The sequence below is a fragment of the Sphingomonas abietis genome (assembly GCF_027625475.1).
Lineage (GTDB): Bacteria > Pseudomonadota > Alphaproteobacteria > Sphingomonadales > Sphingomonadaceae > Solisphingomonas > Solisphingomonas abietis.
Map to the genome: position 1 here is coordinate 1,107,358 of NZ_CP115174.1, position 17,945 is coordinate 1,125,302.

The 17,945-nt window shown below is 67.1% G+C and carries 17 protein-coding genes; 9 read left to right on the plus strand and 8 right to left on the minus strand.

Going from position 1 to position 17,945, the window contains the following annotated elements:
* Positions 1-55 precede the first annotated feature (55 nt).
* Entirely contained in the window at positions 56-979 is a 924-nt protein-coding gene (locus tag PBT88_RS05360) for a glutaminase (RefSeq protein ID WP_270078190.1), read from the minus strand.
* Positions 980-1,090: 111 nt separating this feature from the next.
* On the opposite strand from PBT88_RS05360, the gene PBT88_RS05365 reads away from it, so the two are divergent.
* Positions 1,091-1,720, plus strand: a complete 630-nt coding sequence (locus PBT88_RS05365) for a trimeric intracellular cation channel family protein (RefSeq protein ID WP_270078191.1) — start codon at positions 1,091-1,093, stop codon at positions 1,718-1,720.
* A gap of 12 nt (positions 1,721-1,732) precedes the next feature.
* Here the strand turns inward: PBT88_RS05365 and PBT88_RS05370 are convergent, their stop codons facing one another.
* On the minus strand, positions 1,733-2,257 hold the full coding sequence (locus PBT88_RS05370; protein ID WP_270078192.1) for a GNAT family N-acetyltransferase: 525 nt from the start codon (positions 2,255-2,257) through the stop codon (positions 1,733-1,735).
* Positions 2,254-4,131, minus strand: a complete 1,878-nt coding sequence (gene sppA / locus PBT88_RS05375) for a signal peptide peptidase SppA (protein ID WP_270078193.1) — start codon at positions 4,129-4,131, stop codon at positions 2,254-2,256. The genes PBT88_RS05370 and sppA overlap by 4 nt, the downstream gene beginning before the upstream one ends.
* A gap of 279 nt (positions 4,132-4,410) precedes the next feature.
* Here sppA and groES point away from each other — a divergent pair, with 279 nt between their 5' ends.
* The gene (groES, locus tag PBT88_RS05380; protein ID WP_270078194.1) at positions 4,411-4,698 is read left to right on the plus strand and encodes a co-chaperone GroES; all 288 of its coding nucleotides are present in this window, start codon (positions 4,411-4,413) and stop codon (positions 4,696-4,698) included.
* A gap of 51 nt (positions 4,699-4,749) precedes the next feature.
* Positions 4,750-6,393: a chaperonin GroEL gene (gene groL, locus PBT88_RS05385; protein ID WP_270078195.1), complete on the plus strand. Its 1,644-nt coding sequence runs from the start codon at positions 4,750-4,752 to the stop codon at positions 6,391-6,393.
* Positions 6,394-6,478: 85 nt separating this feature from the next.
* Here groL and gloA2 read toward each other — a convergent pair whose 3' ends face one another.
* Positions 6,479-6,871 carry an SMU1112c/YaeR family gloxylase I-like metalloprotein gene (gloA2, locus tag PBT88_RS05390; protein WP_270078196.1) on the minus strand — a complete coding sequence of 131 codons (393 nt, stop codon included), beginning with the start codon at positions 6,869-6,871 and terminating at the stop codon, positions 6,479-6,481.
* Entirely contained in the window at positions 6,828-7,115 is a 288-nt protein-coding gene (locus PBT88_RS05395; protein ID WP_270078197.1) for a hypothetical protein, read from the minus strand. Before PBT88_RS05395 ends, gloA2 begins: the two co-directional genes overlap by 44 nt.
* Here PBT88_RS05395 and PBT88_RS05400 point away from each other — a divergent pair.
* Entirely contained in the window at positions 7,098-7,481 is a 384-nt protein-coding gene (locus PBT88_RS05400; RefSeq protein WP_270078198.1) for a hypothetical protein, read from the plus strand. The genes PBT88_RS05395 and PBT88_RS05400 overlap by 18 nt on opposite strands.
* A 209-nt stretch (positions 7,482-7,690) precedes the next feature.
* Here the strand turns inward: PBT88_RS05400 and PBT88_RS05405 are convergent, their stop codons facing one another.
* On the minus strand, positions 7,691-7,906 hold the full coding sequence (locus tag PBT88_RS05405) for a hypothetical protein (protein WP_270078199.1): 216 nt from the start codon (positions 7,904-7,906) through the stop codon (positions 7,691-7,693).
* 126 nt (positions 7,907-8,032) lie between these two features.
* On the minus strand, positions 8,033-8,863 hold the full coding sequence (locus PBT88_RS05410) for an MlaA family lipoprotein (protein ID WP_270078200.1): 831 nt from the start codon (positions 8,861-8,863) through the stop codon (positions 8,033-8,035).
* Positions 8,864-9,001: 138 nt separating this feature from the next.
* On the opposite strand from PBT88_RS05410, the gene PBT88_RS05415 reads away from it, so the two are divergent.
* The 5 genes from PBT88_RS05415 (at position 9,002) to PBT88_RS05435 (ending at position 15,909) form a co-directional block, all read left to right on the plus strand.
* On the plus strand, positions 9,002-9,946 hold the full coding sequence (locus PBT88_RS05415) for an ArsR/SmtB family transcription factor (RefSeq protein WP_270078201.1): 945 nt from the start codon (positions 9,002-9,004) through the stop codon (positions 9,944-9,946).
* Positions 9,946-10,887, plus strand: coding sequence for a methylenetetrahydrofolate reductase (gene metF / locus PBT88_RS05420; protein WP_270078202.1), 942 nt, complete (start codon positions 9,946-9,948; stop codon positions 10,885-10,887). Before PBT88_RS05415 ends, metF begins: the two co-directional genes overlap by 1 nt.
* A gap of 148 nt (positions 10,888-11,035) precedes the next feature.
* Entirely contained in the window at positions 11,036-12,082 is a 1,047-nt protein-coding gene (locus PBT88_RS05425; RefSeq protein WP_270078203.1) for a homocysteine S-methyltransferase family protein, read from the plus strand.
* A 108-nt stretch (positions 12,083-12,190) separates the two neighbouring features.
* Positions 12,191-14,869: a methionine synthase gene (gene metH / locus PBT88_RS05430; RefSeq protein WP_270079185.1), complete on the plus strand. Its 2,679-nt coding sequence runs from the start codon at positions 12,191-12,193 to the stop codon at positions 14,867-14,869.
* Positions 14,870-14,940: 71 nt separating this feature from the next.
* On the plus strand, positions 14,941-15,909 hold the full coding sequence (locus PBT88_RS05435) for a right-handed parallel beta-helix repeat-containing protein (protein WP_270078204.1): 969 nt from the start codon (positions 14,941-14,943) through the stop codon (positions 15,907-15,909).
* 359 nt (positions 15,910-16,268) lie between these two features.
* On the opposite strand, the gene PBT88_RS05440 is transcribed toward PBT88_RS05435, so the two are convergent.
* Positions 16,269-17,924: an alkaline phosphatase family protein gene (locus PBT88_RS05440; protein ID WP_270078205.1), complete on the minus strand. Its 1,656-nt coding sequence runs from the start codon at positions 17,922-17,924 to the stop codon at positions 16,269-16,271.
* Positions 17,925-17,945: the final 21 nt, after the last annotated feature.

Consider the following 17,945-nt stretch of genomic DNA (forward strand, 5'->3'; position numbering starts at 1 on the left):
GATCGATTGTGCAACTGACGCGATGCAGCGCAAAAGCCGTTGCGCCGCAACATTTTCAATGGCCGAATATGCTCCAGCCGGTCGCCTCGGCGAGCCGCTCGAGGGCCAGCCCGCCCAGCTGCGAATTGCCGCTGGGATTGAGGCCGGGCGACCAGACGGCGATCGACGCCCGGCCCGGCACCACCGCGAGGATGCCGCCACCGACGCCGGATTTGCCGGGCATCCCGACGCGAAAGGCGAAATCCCCACTCGCATCATAATGGCCGCAGGTCAGCATCAGCGACAGGATGCGCCGCGCACGTCGGGCGGAGACGACATTGCCGCCCTCCGGGTGACGCCCGCCGAGCATCAGGAAGCGCCCGGCCTGGGCCAGCTGGCGGCAGCTCATCTCGATCGCGCAGGCATGGAAATAGGTGCCCAGCACGGGATCGGGTTCATGCTGCACCGTGCCATAGGACTTCATGAAGTGGGCGAGTGCCCGGTTGCGCTCGCCGGTCTGCTCCTCCGAACGCGCCACCGCCTCGTCGATCGCGATGCTGTCGTCGGCGGCGAGGTAGCGGACGAACTGGAGAAGTTCGCCGATCGCCTCGCGCGGCAGGTGCCCGGCGAGGTTGACGTCGGCCAGCACGATCGCGCCGGCATTGATGAACGGATTGCGCGGAATGCCCTTCTCGGCTTCCAGCTGGACGATGGAATTGAAGCTGTTGCCCGAAGGCTCGCGGCCGACCCGCTCCCATAGCCGATCGCCGACCTTGCCCAGCGCGAGCGTGAGCGAGAAGACCTTGGAGATCGACTGGATCGAGAAGCCGATATTGGCATCGCCGCCCATGAAAGTGTCGCCGTCGGCGGTGACGATCGCGATGCCGAAGCGCGCCGGATCGACGCCGGCGAGGCTGGGAATATAGCGCGCCACCGCACCGCGATCGGGCGCATCGCGCATCTCGGCGACGATGCGGGCGAGGATGGCGGGAAGATCCATGCGCCGGTTAGAGCGGCCTTCTTGCCATGCCGCAAGGGAGGCGGGGCATCCGAACCATCAGCGGCGCGGCGGCCACTCCCTTTCGGCGCAGGGAGTTGCTAGGCAGCGGCGATGCATCCGCACATTCCCATCCCCGCACTCAGCCCGCTGCTGCCATGGCTCGATTATGCCGGGCTCGCCGTGTTCGCGGCGTCCGGCGCGCTGGCGGCGGCACGGGAGCGCCAGACGATCGTCACCGCCTGCTTCTTCGCCTGTGTCACCGGGATCGGCGGCGGCACCACGCGAGACCTGCTGATCGATGCGCCGGTGTTCTGGATGCACGACGCGGTGCCGCTCGCCATCTGCCTCGGCGTGGCGGCGGCGGTATGGCTGTCACCGCGGCGCTGGTGGCCGGAGAAGGCGCTCGACTGGTGCGACGCGGTGGGACTGGCGGCTTACGCCGTCTACGGCGCGGGCAAGGCGTTGAGCTTTGGCATCCCGCCCTTGCCGGCGGCGGTGATGGGGGTGGTATCGGCCTGCATGGGCGGGATCATCCGCGATGTGGTGGCCGGCGTGCCGTCGATCATCCTGCGGCCCGAACTGTATGTGACGGCGGCGGCGCTGTCCGCCGGGTTGTTCGTGGGGCTGACCCTGCTTGGTCTGCCGGCGCCGATGCCGGCGATGATCGCGGCCATTGCCGGCTTCGCGCTGCGTGCGGCGGCGATCGCACGCGGGCTGGCGCTGCCCGCCTATAAGGGATGAGCCGCGCCGCGGTCAGGTCGTCCCTGCGGGCTCCGTCGTGCGCGCCGCGAGATCCTTCTGCCAGAACACCACGTCGTGCCAGCCGCCATGCTTGTAGCCGATGCCGGGCTGGGTGCCGGTGTCGATGAAGCCCAGCCGCTCGTGCAGCGCGCTGCTCGCCGGGTTGCCGGCCGTCATCACGCCCATCGCGGCGACGAAGCCGCGCCGTTCCAGCTCGTCCAGCAGCGCCCGATAGAGCGGCGTGCCGATGCCGCCGCCGCGCGCCTCCCGCGACACGTAGATGCCGGTCTCGGCCACCCAGCGATAGGCGGAGCGGGTGCGATAGGGCGCGCCATAGGCATAGCCCGCCACCACGCCGTCTCGTTCGGCCACCAGCCAGGGGTGGGTGAGGGTGATCCGCTCGATCCGTGCCCGCATCTCGGCGGCGTCGGGCGGATCGAGTTCGAAGGTGATCGCCGTGTCGGTGACATAGGGCGCGTAGATCGCGGCGATCGCTTCGGCATCTCCGACCCGGACGGGCCGGATCGTCACGCTCACAACGCGGCCTTCGCCATCAACGCCCGCGCGGCACGGATATCGGCGGGCGAGGGTGGTCCGTCGCCGCATTCAAGGCATCGCGCCTGGACGGCGGGGCCGGTCATGATCCGGCGGGCATCGCCCAGCGCCTTGGCGACGATCATGTCCGGCGCCTCGGCGAGCGAGGCGAACGGATCGGCGATCGTCGCATCGTCGCTGCTCCCCGCACTGCCGGTGAACATCCGCAGCAGCTTGACCAGTGCCGACGGCTCGCGCTCGATATAGACGGGATGGACCTTGGCCGGATCGAGCTTGGCGCGGCGCGCGGCCTCGGCGATGGCGTCGTCCACCGTGCCGAAGCGATCGACCAGCCCGATCTTCTGCGCGGTCACGCCATCCCAGACGCGGCCCTGCGCGATCTCCTCGACCCGCGCGATCGGCAGATGGCGCGCGGCGGCGACGAGGCCGGTGAAGTGGGCGTAGGTCTGGTCGATGCCGGCCTGGAGCAGGGCGTCGACCTGCGGGTTGGTGCCGCGCAGCACGTCGGGCTGGCCGGACAACGGGGTCGCGCCGGTGCCGTCGGTCGAGAGGCCGATCTTGCCGAGCGCACCCTCGAAGCTGGGGATCACCGCGAACACGCCGATCGATCCGGTGATCGTATCGGGATCGGCATAGATCATGTCGCCCGCGGTCGAGACCCAATAGCCGCCCGATGCCGCGACATTGCCCATCGACACCACCACCGGCAGGCCCTTGGCCTTGGCGGCGATGATCGCCGAGCGGATGCGATCCGAAGCCGTCACCGATCCGCCGGGCGAATCGACGCGGATGACCAGCGCCTTGAGGTCGCCCTTGGCGACCGCCTTGCCGAGTGCATCGGCGAGGCTGGTGCCGCCCGCGGTGCCGGCCGGCGCCTTGCCGTCGACGATGTCGCCGGCCACGGTCAGCACGCCGATCCCGTCGCCGGTGGTCGGGGCCGGATTGGCGGCGATCCAGTCGTCCAGCGCGATCTGCTGATAGGCGCCGGGCGCCGGCTTGTCGGGCGTGCCGGCGACCGCGGCGACATGCGCGCCGAAGGCGATACGGTCGCCGAGATGATCGACCAGGCCCATCGCCCGGGCATTCTCCGCCAGCGTGCTGTTGGGCAGATGGCCGGAGGTCAGCTGCGCGAGGTAGTCGGCGAAGCGCGCCTTGGGGCGGGCCTTGGCGACCTCCGCCTGCCAGCGGCCCCAGATCCCGTCGATCAGCGCCTGATCCTCTTCCTTTGCCTCGGGCGAGGCGCTGGTGCGGGTATAGGGTTCGACATAGCTCTTATATTTGCCGACGCGGTAGACGTGGGCGGTGACGCCCAGCTTGTCGAGCAGGCCCTTGTAATAGAGCTGCGATCCGCCCGGGCCGGGGGTCAGCACGCTGCCGAGCGGGTCCATCCAGACGTCGCTGGCGTGCGCCGCGAGCAGGTAGCTGGAATCGGTATAGGCGATGGCGAAGGCATAGACCGGCTTGCCGGCCGCGCGCACCTTGTCGAGCGCGGTGCCGAGCTGGTTGATCGCGACCTGCCCGCCGCCCATGAAGCCATCGAGATCGAGCACGACCGCCTTCACCCGCTTGTCGGTCGCCGCGACGTTCACCGCGCGCACCACGTCGCGCAGGCGGAACTGCCCCATGCCGGGGCCGGCGGTGCCGGACAGGACATCGAACGGTCGTGCATCGGCCGGCTGTTCGGCAAGGCTGCCCTGTAGGTTCAGCACCAGCGCCCCGCCATCCGACGGGATAGTCGTCTTGCCGCCGCCCGAGAGCGCGGCGAAGATCGCGCCGAAGAAGATCAGCAGCGCGAGCAGTGCCAGCGCATCCTTCACCCCAACCAGGAATTTCCACAGGCCCTTCAGGAAGCGCATCGCCCAACCACCTTGCACAGTCATTCAATCGTCTTGGGACCGGGCTAGAGGATGGCCGGGACGCTGGCAATCGGACTGTCCCGCATCGGACACGGATCGCGTCCTGCCGGTTGAAATTTTTCGAGGATGGTCGCCTTGACGCATCCGCGCGGCACGCCATATCGCTGCTGCTGGCACTCACCTGCGGGGAGTGCTAACAAGTCTTTCGACGCTGGTTCCGAGTCCCCTCCATCCGGGCGGGGCATGGGCCGGTAGCACCATGAGGAAAGGTTGCCTCACATGAACTTTCGTCCCCTGCACGATCGCGTGCTCGTGAAGCGCGTCGAAGCCGAGGAAAAGACCTCCGGCGGCATCATCATCCCCGACACCGCCAAGGAAAAGCCGCAGGAAGGCGAAGTCGTCGCCGCCGGCACCGGCCTGAAGTCGGAAGATGGCAAGATCACCCCGCTGGACGTCAAGGCCGGCGATCGCATCCTGTTCGGCAAGTGGTCCGGCACCGAGGTCAAGGTCGACGGCCAGGATCTGCTGATCATGAAGGAAAGCGACATCCTCGGGATCATCGGCTGAGCCGAACCCCAAGGTCGTTGTTTCAAGGCATTTTAACTTAAGGAATTACACATGGCTGCGAAAGACGTGAAGTTTTCGCGCGACGCCCGTGAGCGCATTCTGCGCGGCGTCGACATCCTCGCCGATGCGGTGAAGGTCACGCTCGGCCCCAAGGGCCGCAACGTCGTCATCGACAAGTCGTTCGGCGCGCCGCGCATCACCAAGGACGGCGTCACCGTCGCCAAGGAGATCGAGCTCAAAGACAAGTTCGAGAACATGGGCGCCCAGATGGTGCGCGAAGTGGCCTCGAAGACCAACGACATCGCCGGCGACGGCACCACCACCGCGACGGTTCTCGCCCAGGCGATCGTCCGCGAGGGCATGAAGTCGGTCGCGGCCGGCATGAACCCGATGGATCTGAAGCGCGGCATCGATCTCGCCGTGATCAAGGTCGTCGAGGACATCAAGTCGCGTTCGAAGCCTGTTTCGGGTTCGTCGGAAGTGGCCCAGGTCGGCATCATCTCCGCCAACGGCGACCGTGAAGTCGGCGAGAAGATCGCCGAAGCCATGGAGAAGGTCGGCAAGGAAGGCGTGATCACCGTCGAGGAAGCGAAGGGTCTCGATTTCGAGCTCGACGTCGTCGAGGGCATGCAGTTCGATCGCGGCTATCTGTCGCCTTACTTCATCACCAACCCCGAGAAGATGCAGGTCGAGCTTCAGGATCCCTACATCCTGATCCACGAGAAGAAGCTCTCGAACCTGCAGGCGATGCTTCCGATCTTGGAAGCCGTCGTCCAGTCGGGTCGTCCGCTCCTGATCATCGCCGAGGACATCGAGGGCGAGGCTCTCGCCACGCTGGTGGTCAACAAGCTGCGCGGCGGCCTCAAGGTCGCAGCGGTCAAGGCACCGGGCTTCGGCGATCGTCGCAAGGCGATGCTGGAAGACATCGCCGTCCTGACCAAGGGCGAAGTGATCTCGGAAGATCTCGGCATCAAGCTCGAGACCGTCACGCTCGGCATGCTCGGCACCGCCAAGCGCGTCACGATCGACAAGGACAACACCACCATCGTCGATGGCGCTGGTGAAGAGTCCGCGATCAAGGGCCGCGTCGAGGCGATCCGTGCGCAGATCGAGAACACGACGTCCGACTATGACAAGGAGAAGCTCCAGGAGCGTCTCGCGAAGCTGGCCGGCGGCGTGGCCGTGATCAAGGTCGGCGGCGCATCCGAAGTCGAGGTCAAGGAGCGCAAGGATCGCGTCGACGACGCTCTCCATGCAACCCGCGCGGCCGTCGAAGAGGGCATCGTCCCGGGCGGCGGCACGGCCCTCCTGTACGCCACCAAGGCCCTGAACGGCCTGACCGGCGCCAACGAGGACCAGACCCGCGGCATCGATATCGTTCGCAAGTCGCTGACCGCGCTGGTTCGCCAGATCGCCAGCAATGCGGGCCATGACGGCGCCGTCGTCTCGGGCAAGTTGCTCGATCAGGACGACACCTCGTTCGGCTTCAACGCCTCGACCGACGTGTACGAGAACCTCGTCGCAGCCGGCGTGATCGACCCGACCAAGGTCGTCCGCACCGCGCTGCAGAACGCGGCCTCGGTCGCCGGCCTGCTGATCACGACCGAAGCGGCCGTGAGCGAGCTGCCGGAAGACAAGCCTGCCATGCCCATGGGCGGCGGCGGCATGGGCGGCATGGGCGGCATGGACTTCTAAGTCCACGTCCCTCGTACCGACCGTGACAGGAAGGGCCGGAGCAGCGATGCTCCGGCCCTTTCCGTGTCCGCGGCGGATGGCGGGCTCAGCTGGCGGTGGCGGCGTCTTCGTACAGTTCGAGCGGCAGGCCGTCCGGGTCGGCGAAGAAGGTGAATTTCTGCCCGGTATATTCGTCGATCCGCACCGGCTCGGTCGACACGCCGAGCCCCTCCAGACGTGCGACCTCGGCGGCGATGTCGGGCACGGCGAAAGCGAGATGGCGCAGCCCGCAGGCTTCGGGATAGCTGGGGCGCGGCGGCGGATCGGGGAAGGAGAACAGCTCGATCGCGGCGTTGCCGGCATCGAGATCGCATTTCCACGATGACCGCGCCTCCCGGAAGATCTCCCGGATCACCGGGAAGCCCAGTATCTCCGAATAGAAGTGGCGGGAACGCTCATAGTCCGAGCAGATGATCGCGATGTGGTGGATGCTGCGCATCGCCGCTGATTAGCAGGACGCCCGCGCCGCGCCATCTCAGATAGACGATGGTCTGAGAAGCGGCCTCGCGACCACCGGGCTTAATCCATTTCTTAAGCATCGGGCGCATCCGCTGGGCGAAAGCGGAGAGGCGTTGATGTGGTACGATCTTCATCTGGACCGGGCCGGCCGGCGGATGCATTTTCGAGGAAGCGGCATATGGGATGCCGACATCGCCCATCATTTCGTGAAGGACATGACGCATGTCCGGGAATGGGCGCTGGGCAGCGATGCGCCGATTGCGATCCTCAGCGATCTCTCCGGCCTGTCGGTACATGCGCAGGAGATTTCCGCGATCGTGGGCGGCGGCGCGAACCAGCTGCGCGATCTGCCGCTTCATCGCTACGCGATGATCGTGCCGAGCTTCCTGATGCGGATGCAGGTCCGCCGTATCGATCCGTTTCCGCAGCGCCGGCTTTTCCAGAGCGTCCCCGGGGCGCTCGATTGGCTGGATTGGGCGGATCTGATCCCGTCCGCCGGCCGTGAGCATGCGCCCGGCACCTGGGGCGTGCCCACGGGATGGGGGTATCCCGACGGTCTCGTCGGTGGCGGGCATCGCCATGTGGCGTGATGCGCGTGCCGGCATCGGGGACATGCCCAGCGTGACGTGAATCCGCCGCGATCGCCCGATCGCGATTCCCGACGTCGGCGGGCGGCCGATGCGCAAGGCCTGCTCTCACCCAGACAGCAAAGACCCGGACAGCAAAAAGGCCGCGGCGCCGGATGGGGCGCGCGCGGCCTTCCTGTTCGCCGATCGGGCGCGAGGCCCGATCGAGGCGATCACATCGCGTTGGTCGTCGCGGCGTTGTCCACGGCGGCGGCCGAGTTGTCGGTCGCGTCGGCAGTGGCAGCGTTCACGTCGGCAATCGCGTCGTTGGCAGCCGCGTTCAGATCGGCCGAAACGTCGGCGTTGTTGGCGGCGTCGGTCTTCGGCTTGCAAGCCACAACACCCATGGCAACCGCGACGATGAGCGGCAGCGCGACAATCTTCTTCATTTGCGTCTCTTCCCTGATGACGGAGCACTGGACTGGCTTACCGGGTGCAAACTCAGCAAGCCCCCCAAGCCGGTTCGTGGCCTAGCGTTTCCCAAGCGATGTTGCAATGCCGAGCATGTTACAGGTCTATTGCGGCGTTCCACCCTGGGGCGGCGGCGAAGCGGGCGTCGCTGCGTTGCCGGCATCGGCGGGAGCCGCACTATTGCCGGCATCCGTCGGCCCGAGATCGTCGAGTGCCGCGTTGAGCGCGGCATCGTCGCCGCCGCTATTGGCGCTGTCGCCGTCGCGATCCTCGATCTGGGCCTGGCGATGCTGGAGATAGGCCGACCGCGCGACCGCATAGGAATCGGCGCTGCTGTCGAGCAGGGCATCGGCGCCGCTGTCGATCAGGTTGGCCCGCGCATCGACGAATTCGAAGGCGGTAAGCCCTGCCGCCGGCCAGAAGCTGAGCTCCTTGCGGACCACGATGCGATAGGGATCGACCCATTGCGCCGCCACCGTGCCAAGGCCGTCGCGGATCGTCGTCGGCCCGTAGAAAGGCAGCACCAGATAGGTCGATTTCTTGGCGCCCCACACCGCGAAGGTCTGGCCGAGATCCTCCGGCGTCGGCTTGTAGCCGTTGCGCCCGGCGACATCCATGAAGCCGCCGATGCCGACCGTGGTGTTGATCACGAAGCGACCGAGCGAGTTCAGCGCGCGCTTGGGCTTGCCCTGCAACATCCCGTTGATGAACGAGAAAGGCTCCGAGACGTTCGACAGCATGTTGGACAGGCCGTGCCGGATCGGATGCGGCATCACCGTGATATAGCCCTTGGCGACCGGCCGCAGCACCGCCTTATCGAGCCCGCGATCGAGGTTCCACATCTTGCGGTTGATGCCCTCATAGGGATCACCGGGGGTCTTCGGGCCGGTGGTCGCGCAGCCGGCGAGAAGGACCAGGGCGGGCAATAACTTCAACGCGCGCATCGGCAACGATTCCCCCATACGAGACGGCGGTGTAACATTCATGTCGGACATAGGTTGCCGCTTGCCACGCAGCCGGACGACTCACAAGGCGATTGACCGATATAAGGATATCTTTATATCGTTATCCCGATGAAGGACGCGCTCGCCATCTTCCGTGCTCTTGCCGATCCGACACGGCTGCGGATCGTCGCTCTGTTGCGGGAGATGGAGCTTTCGGTGGGCGAACTGGCACAGGTTCTGGGCCAGAGCCAGCCGCGGGTTTCGCGCCATGTGAAGATTCTCGCCGACGCCGGGCTCGCCGAGCGGCGGCGCGAGGGCAGCTGGGTGTTCCTCGCGCTGGGGGATGCGGATCGCGTGGCGCCGGTGTTCGCGGCGATCGACGCCTGGGGGCAGGGCGATGCTTCGGGCGATCTCGCGCGGTTGGATGCGGTGCGCGCCGAGCGGTCTGTGGCGGCATTGCGCTATTTCGAGGGGCATGCGGCGGAATGGGATGCGATCCGCTCGCTCCATGTCGCGGAGGCCGATGTCGAGGCGGCGATCGGCGAGGCGCTCGGCACCGGCCCGATCGGCCGGCTGGTCGATATCGGCACCGGCACCGGGCGGATGCTCGAATTGCTGGCGCCTCGCGCCGAGAGTGCGATCGGCATCGATCGCTCGCCCGAGATGCTGCGCTTCGCCCGCGCCAAGCTCTCGTCCGACGCGGCGCTCGCCAAGGCCGAACTCCGGCAGGGTGACATGTACGCGCTGCCGCTGGCCGATCGTTCGGCCGACTTGGTCGTGCTCCATCTGGTGCTCCATTATGCCCAGCAGCCGGCCGCTGCGGTGGCCGAGGCCGCGCGCCTGCTGGGGCCGGGCGGCCGCCTGCTGATCGCCGACTTCGCGCCGCACGAGCGCGAGGAGTTGCGCGATCAGGCGGCGCACGCCCGGCTCGGCTTCTCGGATCAGCAGATGGCCGAGTGGTTCGGCGCGGCGGGGCTGGTGCCGAGCCAGATCGAGGCGCTGGAAGGCAGCGAATTGACCGTGAAATTGTGGCTGGGCGAGCGCCCGGCCGAGCCTGTGCGAAGGGTTGCGTGATGCCGACTTATGCCGAACTCGAGGAGGCGCGCCGCGCCCTCGACGCCCCGCTGTTCGCCGACCTCGCCGGCGATGCGCGGGTCTCGTTCGAATTCTTCCCGCCCAAGAGCGAGAAGATGGAGGCCCAGCTGTGGGATGCGATCCAGACGCTGGCGCCGCTCGGGCCGCGCTTCGTCTCGGTGACTTACGGCGCCGGCGGTTCGACCCGCGAGCGGACCCACGCGACGGTCGCGCGCATCGCCAGCGAAACGGCCATCCCTGCCGCCGCGCACCTCACCTGCGTCGAGGCGAGCAAGGACGAGGTGGACGAGATCGCACGCGCCTATTGGGAGGCGGGCGTGCGCCATATCGTCGCGCTGCGCGGCGATCCGCCGACGGCCGGCGCCCGCTTCGAGCCGCACCCGCAGGGCTATCGCAACGCCGCCGATCTGGTCGGTGGCCTGCGCAAGGTCGCACCGTTAGAGATTTCGGTGGCGGCCTATCCGGAGTGCCATCCGGACTCGGCCAGCTCGCAGGCCGACATCGACAATCTGAAGGCCAAGATCGATGCCGGGGCGACCCGCGCGATCAGCCAGTTCTTCTTCTCGCCCGAAGCCTTCTTCCGGTTCCGCGACAAGACCGCCGCCGCCGGCATCACCGCCGAGATCGTGCCGGGCATCCTGCCCGTCTCCAACGTCGCGCAGACCCGCAAGTTCGCGGCGATGTGCGGGGCGGCGATCCCGAGCTGGATGGATCGCCTGTTCGAAGGGCTCGACGATCACCCGGCTGCCCGCCAACTGGTTGCCGCCACGATCGCGGCGGAAATGTGCCGCAAGCTCTATGCGGGGGGCGTGCGCAACTTCCATTTCTACACGCTCAACCGGGCCGAACTGGCCTATGCGATCTGCCATCTGCTCGGCCTGCGCGCCGGCAGCAACGCGGCGCTGGAGCAGGCGGCGTGATGCCATCGGCCCGACCAAAACCCGTTCGCACTGAGCCCGTCGAAGTGCGTGCCCCAAGCGCGGCGCCTGCCGCACGTCCCCTTCGACTGCCTTGCAGGCGCTCAGGGCAGGCTTCGACTGCGCTCAGGACGAACGGAGGATTGTTGCAGTGACCAAAGCTGAAATTTTCCGCGCCGAAGCGGCCCAGCGCATCCTCATCACCGACGGCGCCTTCGGCACGATGATCCAGGACTATCGCCTGGACGAGGCCGCCTATCGCGGCGGCTACGACACCGGCTTCGACCAGAAGGGCAATAACGACCTGCTGGTGCTGACCCGGCCCGACATCATCGATGCGATCACCCGCCAATATCTGGCGGCGGGATCGGATATCGTCTCGACCAACACCTTCAACGCCAACACGATCAGCCAGGCCGATTACGGCGCCGAGCATCTGGTGCGCGAGATGAACATCGCCGCCGCCTCGATCGCGCGCAAGGCGGCCGACGATGCCGAGGCCGCCGACGGCCGGCCGCGCTTCGTCGCCGGCGCGGTCGGGCCGACCAACAAGACGCTGTCGCTGTCGCCCGACGTCAACGATCCCGGCTTCCGCGCGATTGATTTCGATACGCTGAAGAACGTCTATCGCGAGCAGGTCGACGCGCTGCTCGACGGCGGCTGCGACTTCATCCTGATCGAGACCATCTTCGACACGCTGAACGCCAAGGCCGGCATCATGGCGGTGCTGGAAGCCGGTGAGGCGCGGGGCGAGCCGGTGCCGCTGATGATCTCGATGACGATCACCGACATGTCGGGCCGCAACCTGTCTGGCCATTCGGTCGAGGCGTTCTGGGCGGCGGTGCGCCACGCCCGGCCGCTGACGATCGGGCTCAACTGCTCGTTCGGCGCGCCGCAGCTGCGCCCGCATGTCGTGTCGCTGTCCGGCCTCGCCGATACGCTGCTGATGGTCTATCCGAACGCCGGCCTGCCCAACGAGCTCGGCGCCTATGACGAGGAGCCGCACACCACCGGCGGCTTCATCGCCGAATGGGCGGCGACCGGGCTGATCAACGTCGTCGGCGGCTGCTGCGGCACGACTCCGGCGCATATCGCGGCGATGGCGAAGGCGGTCGGCGGGCACGCCCCGCGCAAGCTCGCCACCCCGCCGGTGCGGATGACGCTGGCCGGGCTCGAACCGTTCATCGTCGCGGCCTGAGGAATACCCGTTCGTGTCGAGCGAAGTCGAGACACGCAGCACCCAGTTTCACGTCCCTCGACTTCGCTCGGGACGAACGGATCGAGTTTGATGGCCACTGCACCTGACATGACCGAGGACGCTCCCCAGTCCCGCGCCAGCTTCGTCAATATCGGCGAGCGCACCAACGTCACCGGATCGGCGGCGTTCAAGAAGCTGATCATGGCGGGCGACTATGTGAAGGCGGTCGAGGTCGCGCGCAGCCAGGTCGACAACGGCGCGCAGGTGATCGACGTCAACATGGACGAGGGCCTGCTCGACGCCGAGCACGCGATGACCACCTTCCTCAAGCTGATCGCCGCCGAGCCCGACATCGCGCGCGTGCCGATCATGGTCGACAGCTCGAAGTGGAGCGTGATCGAGGCCGGGCTGAAATGCGTCTCGGGCAAGCCCATCGTCAATTCGATCAGCATGAAGGAGGGCGAGGAGGCCTTCCTGTTCCACGCCCGCAAGGTGATGGCCTATGGCGCCGCCGTCGTCGTGATGGCGTTCGACGAGGTCGGCCAGGCCGATACCAAGGACCGCAAGATCGAGATTTGCGAGCGGGCCTACACGCTGCTGATGGGCATCGGTTTTCCGCCCGAGGACATCATCTTCGATCCCAACGTGTTCGCGGTGGCGACCGGGATCGAGGAGCATAATAATTACGGCATGGATTTCATCGAGGCGACGCGCGAGATTCGGGCGCGCTGCCCGCATGTCCATATCTCGGGCGGGCTTTCCAATCTGAGCTTCTCGTTCCGTGGCAACGAGCCGGTGCGCCGCGCGATGCACTCGATCTTCCTCTACCACGCCATTCCGGCGGGCATGGACATGGGCATCGTCAACGCCGGCCAGCTCGACGTCTACGACCAGATCGATCCGGCGCTGCGCGAGGCGTGCGAGGATGTCATCCTCAACCGCGATCCCGGCGCGACCGATCGGCTGATCACGCTCGCCGAGAAATTCCGTGGCACCGATGCGGTGGCCGAGAAGCAGGCCGAGGAATGGCGCAGCTGGGACGTCGCCAAGCGGCTGGAACATGCGCTGGTCAAAGGGCTCGACGCCTATGTGGTCGAGGACACCGAGGAGGCGCGCCTGCTGTTCCCGCGCCCGATCGAGGTGATCGAGGGGCCGCTGATGGACGGCATGAACGTCGTCGGCGACCTGTTCGGCTCGGGCAAGATGTTCCTGCCGCAGGTGGTCAAGTCGGCGCGGGTGATGAAGAAGGCGGTGGCGCATCTGCTGCCCTTCATCGAGGCCGCCAAGGAGGCCGGCGCCAAGGCCAAGGGCCGGATCATCATGGCGACCGTGAAGGGCGACGTCCACGACATCGGCAAGAACATCGTCGGCGTCGTGCTGGCCTGCAACGGCTATGAGATCATCGATCTCGGCGTGATGGTGCCGTGGAACAAGATCCTCGACGCCGCCAACGAGAATGATGTCGACATGATCGGCCTCTCCGGCCTGATCACCCCCTCGCTCGACGAGATGGTGACGGTCGCGGCCGAGATGCAGCGGCTGGGGATGACGATGCCGCTGCTGATCGGCGGGGCGACGACCTCCAAGGTCCACACCGCGCTGCGCATCGCGCCCGCCTATGAGGGGCCGGTGGTGCATGTGCTGGATGCGTCGCGCGCCGTCGGCGTCGCCTCGACACTGATGAGCGATACCCAGCGCGACGCCTTCGTGGAGAAGACCGCCGACGATTATGAGGCGGTCCGCAAGGCGCGCGAGGGCAAGGGCCAGAATGAGCTGGCGCCGCTGGCCGAGGCACGGGCCAACGCCTTCCCCTATGAGAAGGACGGCAAGGCGCCGGCCGTCGCCAAGCCCGGCGTGCATGTCTTCGAGGATTGGGATCTCGCCGATCTGCGCGACACTATCGACTGGACGCCCTTCTTCCGCGCCTGGGAGCTGGCCGGCAACTATCCCGCCATCCTCGATGACGAGGTGGTCGGCGAGAGCGCGCGCGCGCTGTGGGCCGACGCGCAGGCGATGCTCGACAAGGTGATCGCCGAGAAGTGGCTGACCGCCAAGGGCGTGGCCGGGCTGTGGCCGGCGCATCGCGAGGGCGACGACATCATCGTCCACGCCAGGGGACTGCCGGAGAAGGAGGGCATGGCGCCCGGTGCTTCGGCCGCCTTCGCCGCTGCGCATGTGCTGCCCGAGCATCAGGTGCGCCTGCCGATGCTGCGTCAGCAGATCAAGAAGCGGGAAGGGCGGGCCAATATGTGCCTCGCCGATTTCGTCGCGCCGCAAGGCGACTGGATCGGCGGCTTCGCCGTCACCGCCGGCCATGGCATCGACGCGCATTCGGCCCGCTTCCTCGCCGCGCATGACGATTATTCGGACATCATGCTGAAGGCGCTGGCGGATCGTCTCGCCGAGGCCTTTGCCGAGCGCCTGCACGCGCATGTCCGCGCCGACCTGTGGGGCTATGCGCCCGGCGAACAACTGACCAACGAGGCGATGATCAAGGAGCAGTATCGCGGCATCCGGCCGGCGCCGGGTTATCCGGCCTGTCCCGATCACAGCCTCAAGCCGATCCTGTTCGATCTGTTGAAGGCCAGCGACGCGACCGGCATCGTGCTGACCGAGAGCTTCGCGATGCTGCCGACGGCGGCGGTGTCGGGCTTCTATTTCGGCCATGCCGACAGCCAGTATTTCGGCGTCGCCCGCGTCGGCCGCGACCAGCTCGAGGATTATGCCGAGCGCCGCGCCGTCGATCTCGACACCGCCGAGCGCTGGCTGCGTCCCAATCTGGACTAGCCATGGGCCGCACGGGGTTGAGGGCGAGCGCCGGGCGTGGCAGCGTCCGCGCCATCCAAGGAGTCTGCGCGATGAAGATGCTGTTCCCGTTCATGGCCACCGCCCTCGGTCTCACCATGACCCTCGCCACCGCCGGGCAGGCGCAGCAGGCGCCGCAGGCCCAGCCCGCGGCGATGCCGTTCGTGGTGCAGGAAAGCGGCAAGGGCTTCTACCGGCTCGACGATGCGGTGCGGTCGGTCAATGGCGGCGACGCGACGATCGTGATCGCGCCGGGCACCTACAAGGATTGCGCCAAGGTCGATCAGGGCCGCGTCGCCTTCCGCGCCAAGGTGTCGGGCAGCGCGATCTTCGACGGCGGCATCTGCGACGGCAAGGCGACCCTGGTGCTGTCGGGCACCGATGCGATGGTCGACGGCCTGGTCTTCCAGAATCTCAAGGTGCCGGACGGCAACGGCGCCGGCATCCGCCTCCAGCACGGCAATCTGACCGTGATGAACTCCACCTTCCGCAATTCGGAAGAGGGGATCCTCGCCGGCGACGACGCCACCGGCGAGATCCATGTCGACCGGTCGAGCTTCTCGGGTCTCGGCAGCTGCGCGGTGGCGTCGGGCTGCGCGCACGGCCTCTATATCGGCCATTATGGCAAGCTGTATGTGACCCGCAGCCGCTTCGAGAAGGGCCGCGGCGGCCATTATCTGAAGTCGCGCGCCGCCTGGGTGTCGATCACCGACAACAGCTTCGACGATTCGCAGGGCCATGGCACCAACTACACGATCGACCTGTGCTCGGGCGCGACCGGCACGATCGCGCGCAACATCATGTCGTCGGGGCCGGACAAGGAGAACCATTCCGGCTTCATCGTGGTCGCGGCCGAGCAGCGCGACAATCCCTCGGCAGGCCTGACGATCGTCGACAACACCGCGACGCTGACCCCGGGCGTGACCTACACGCCGACCTTCGTGATCGATTTCAGCCATGAGCCGCTGGTGATCAACGGCAACATGCTCGGCCACGGCATCAACCGCTTCGAGACGCGCTGAGCCCGAGACCTAAGCCCTCTCCCGCCCGAGCGGGAGAGGGTTGGTCGCCGATCGCGCGTAGATCGCATGCGAGGTGTTGCCGTGCTCCTGCGAAGGCAGGAGCCCAGGGGCGATCGACATTCAGCGGATCAGGCTATGGTCCGTGCCTGAAGCGATCGTCATCCTGAACTTGTTTCACGATCCCAGCGAACCCTGGCGCTGAGCGCCCGGAGGAGGCGGGATGCTGACACAAGTTCAGCATGACGGTATGAAACGGGACGATCGCCCGTATTCAACCATCGAATGTCGATCGGCTCCAGAGCTGCAAGCATCCAGCCCGGAAACCCTGGGCTCTTGCCTTCGCAGGAGCACCAGCGCCTTTATTTCCCGCACATATCGCCGCCGAGATCGACGCACTGGCCATCGACGGCAGGCGTCTTCACGCCTGCCAGCGCGGCGAGGGTGGGAGCGATGTCGACCGTCTCGATCGGGGTGGCGCGGGTCTGGGCATCGACACCCGGCCACCAGAACAGGATCGGCACCTGGCGATCATGATCCCAGGGCGAGCCATGGCCGGCCACCACGTCGCCGGGGCCGCGCGGCAGGCCGAAGCTGGTGCGCTCGCCATAGGCCACCGCGATGTCGCCCGAACGATCGCGGTCATAGCTTTCGTGGAAGCGCTGGACGAAGCTGAGCTCGGTCGGCGGGGTGTGCGGCGGCACGGTCGCGGCCTCCACCTCGGCGCGGGTATAGACGGCGTGGACCTCGGGCTGCTGCTTCAGCCAGGCGATCGTCGCATCCTGGACCTGGGCGCGCAACGCCGCGTCCGGGCCGACATTGATGGTCAGCTGCTGGGGGTCGTCGCCGACGATCGGCTCGTAGCTGAGCCCGGTCTGCTGCATCACCGCCTTGTTGAGCCTGCTCACGAAGGCGGCGCTGTCGAGCCGGCTGGCCTTGGGGTCATGCTCATGCTCGCGCTCGGCGGCGTCGGTCGCGCCATGATCGGCGGTCAGCACCACCATCACCGGCACGCCGAGCCGCTCGAGATCGCCCACGAAGCGGCCCAGCGTGGCATCGAGCCCGGCCTGCTGCACGCACATCTCCGGCCCGCCATTGCCGTAGCGATGGCCGATATAGTCGTTGGCCGAGAGGCTGACCGCCAGCACGTCGGTCGCCGGGCCGTGGCCGAGATGCTGCTGCGCGATCACCTGCTCGGCGAAATCGACGATCGTCGCGTCGAACAGCGGCGAGGCGCGCAGATTGTCCTGGAAATCGGTGGTCATCAGGAATTGCGGATTCTGCTCGGCGCGCGCCGCCAGATCGGGCGGCACATGACCGGAAATGTCGATCTTGCCGAAATGGACCGGCTTCTCCATCGCCGCGCAGGTCGCCGAGACGGCCGGGTAGAGCGGCGGCGGCGAGGCCTTCCAGCGGGCGAACAGGCTGCGATCGAACGTCGCGGCGGGCTGGGTGACGGCGGGCGTCACCGGGCCGGCAAAGTGCGACGTGGTGAAGCCTTCGCCGTCCACCCACCAATAGACGCCGTCGGCATGCTTGCCGGCCATCGTGATCGCGGCGCGATCCTTGCCCGACACCGCGAAGGAGCGTGCGCCCGGCTCGGCCGCCTTCACCCAGTCGCCGAGCGTGGTGACGTGCATGTTCTGCGGGCCGCGCGCATTGGGGTCGGACGAGCCCGGCGCTTGCACGCAATAGATGTTGGAGCCGGTCTTGGCGTCGAACCAGCTGTTGGCGATGATGCCGGTATGCTCGGGGTGCATGCCGCTCAGGATGGTCGAGTGGCCCGGGCAGGTCTCGGTCGCGGCGTGGCTCTGATAGCCGACCGGGAAGGCGACGCCCGACGACAATGTCTTCAGGCCGCCGGTGTAGCTCGACAGATAGCGGCGATAGAGTTCGGACGAGAATTGATCGACCGAGATCGCGACGATCAGCTTGGGTTTCTCCGGCGGCGGCGCGGCCAGTGCGGGTGCGAGGCCGAGCAATGCCGCAAAGCCGGCTGCAATCGTCGATGAACGCATCTATATCCCCTGAACGGTAAC

Bases quoted from the DNA above. Each gene is read 5' to 3' on its own strand.
- PBT88_RS05405 (WP_270078199.1), bottom strand. From the start codon at position 7,906: ATGAAGAAGATTGTCGCGCTGCCGCTCATCGTCGCGGTTGCCATGGGT.
- gloA2 (WP_270078196.1), bottom strand. From the start codon at position 6,871: ATGCGCAGCATCCACCACATCGCGATCATCTGCTCGGACTATGAGCGT.
- PBT88_RS05440 (WP_270078205.1), bottom strand. From the start codon at position 17,924: ATGCGTTCATCGACGATTGCAGCCGGCTTTGCGGCATTGCTCGGCCTC.
- PBT88_RS05415 (WP_270078201.1), top strand. From the start codon at position 9,002: ATGAAGGACGCGCTCGCCATCTTCCGTGCTCTTGCCGATCCGACACGG.
- sppA (WP_270078193.1), bottom strand. From the start codon at position 4,131: ATGCGCTTCCTGAAGGGCCTGTGGAAATTCCTGGTTGGGGTGAAGGAT.
- PBT88_RS05365 (WP_270078191.1), top strand. From the start codon at position 1,091: ATGCATCCGCACATTCCCATCCCCGCACTCAGCCCGCTGCTGCCATGG.
- groL (WP_270078195.1), top strand. From the start codon at position 4,750: ATGGCTGCGAAAGACGTGAAGTTTTCGCGCGACGCCCGTGAGCGCATT.
- groES (WP_270078194.1), top strand. From the start codon at position 4,411: ATGAACTTTCGTCCCCTGCACGATCGCGTGCTCGTGAAGCGCGTCGAA.
- metF (WP_270078202.1), top strand. From the start codon at position 9,946: ATGCCGACTTATGCCGAACTCGAGGAGGCGCGCCGCGCCCTCGACGCC.
- PBT88_RS05395 (WP_270078197.1), bottom strand. From the start codon at position 7,115: ATGCGTCATGTCCTTCACGAAATGATGGGCGATGTCGGCATCCCATAT.
- PBT88_RS05360 (WP_270078190.1), bottom strand. From the start codon at position 979: ATGGATCTTCCCGCCATCCTCGCCCGCATCGTCGCCGAGATGCGCGAT.
- metH (WP_270079185.1), top strand. From the start codon at position 12,191: ATGACCGAGGACGCTCCCCAGTCCCGCGCCAGCTTCGTCAATATCGGC.
- PBT88_RS05435 (WP_270078204.1), top strand. From the start codon at position 14,941: ATGAAGATGCTGTTCCCGTTCATGGCCACCGCCCTCGGTCTCACCATG.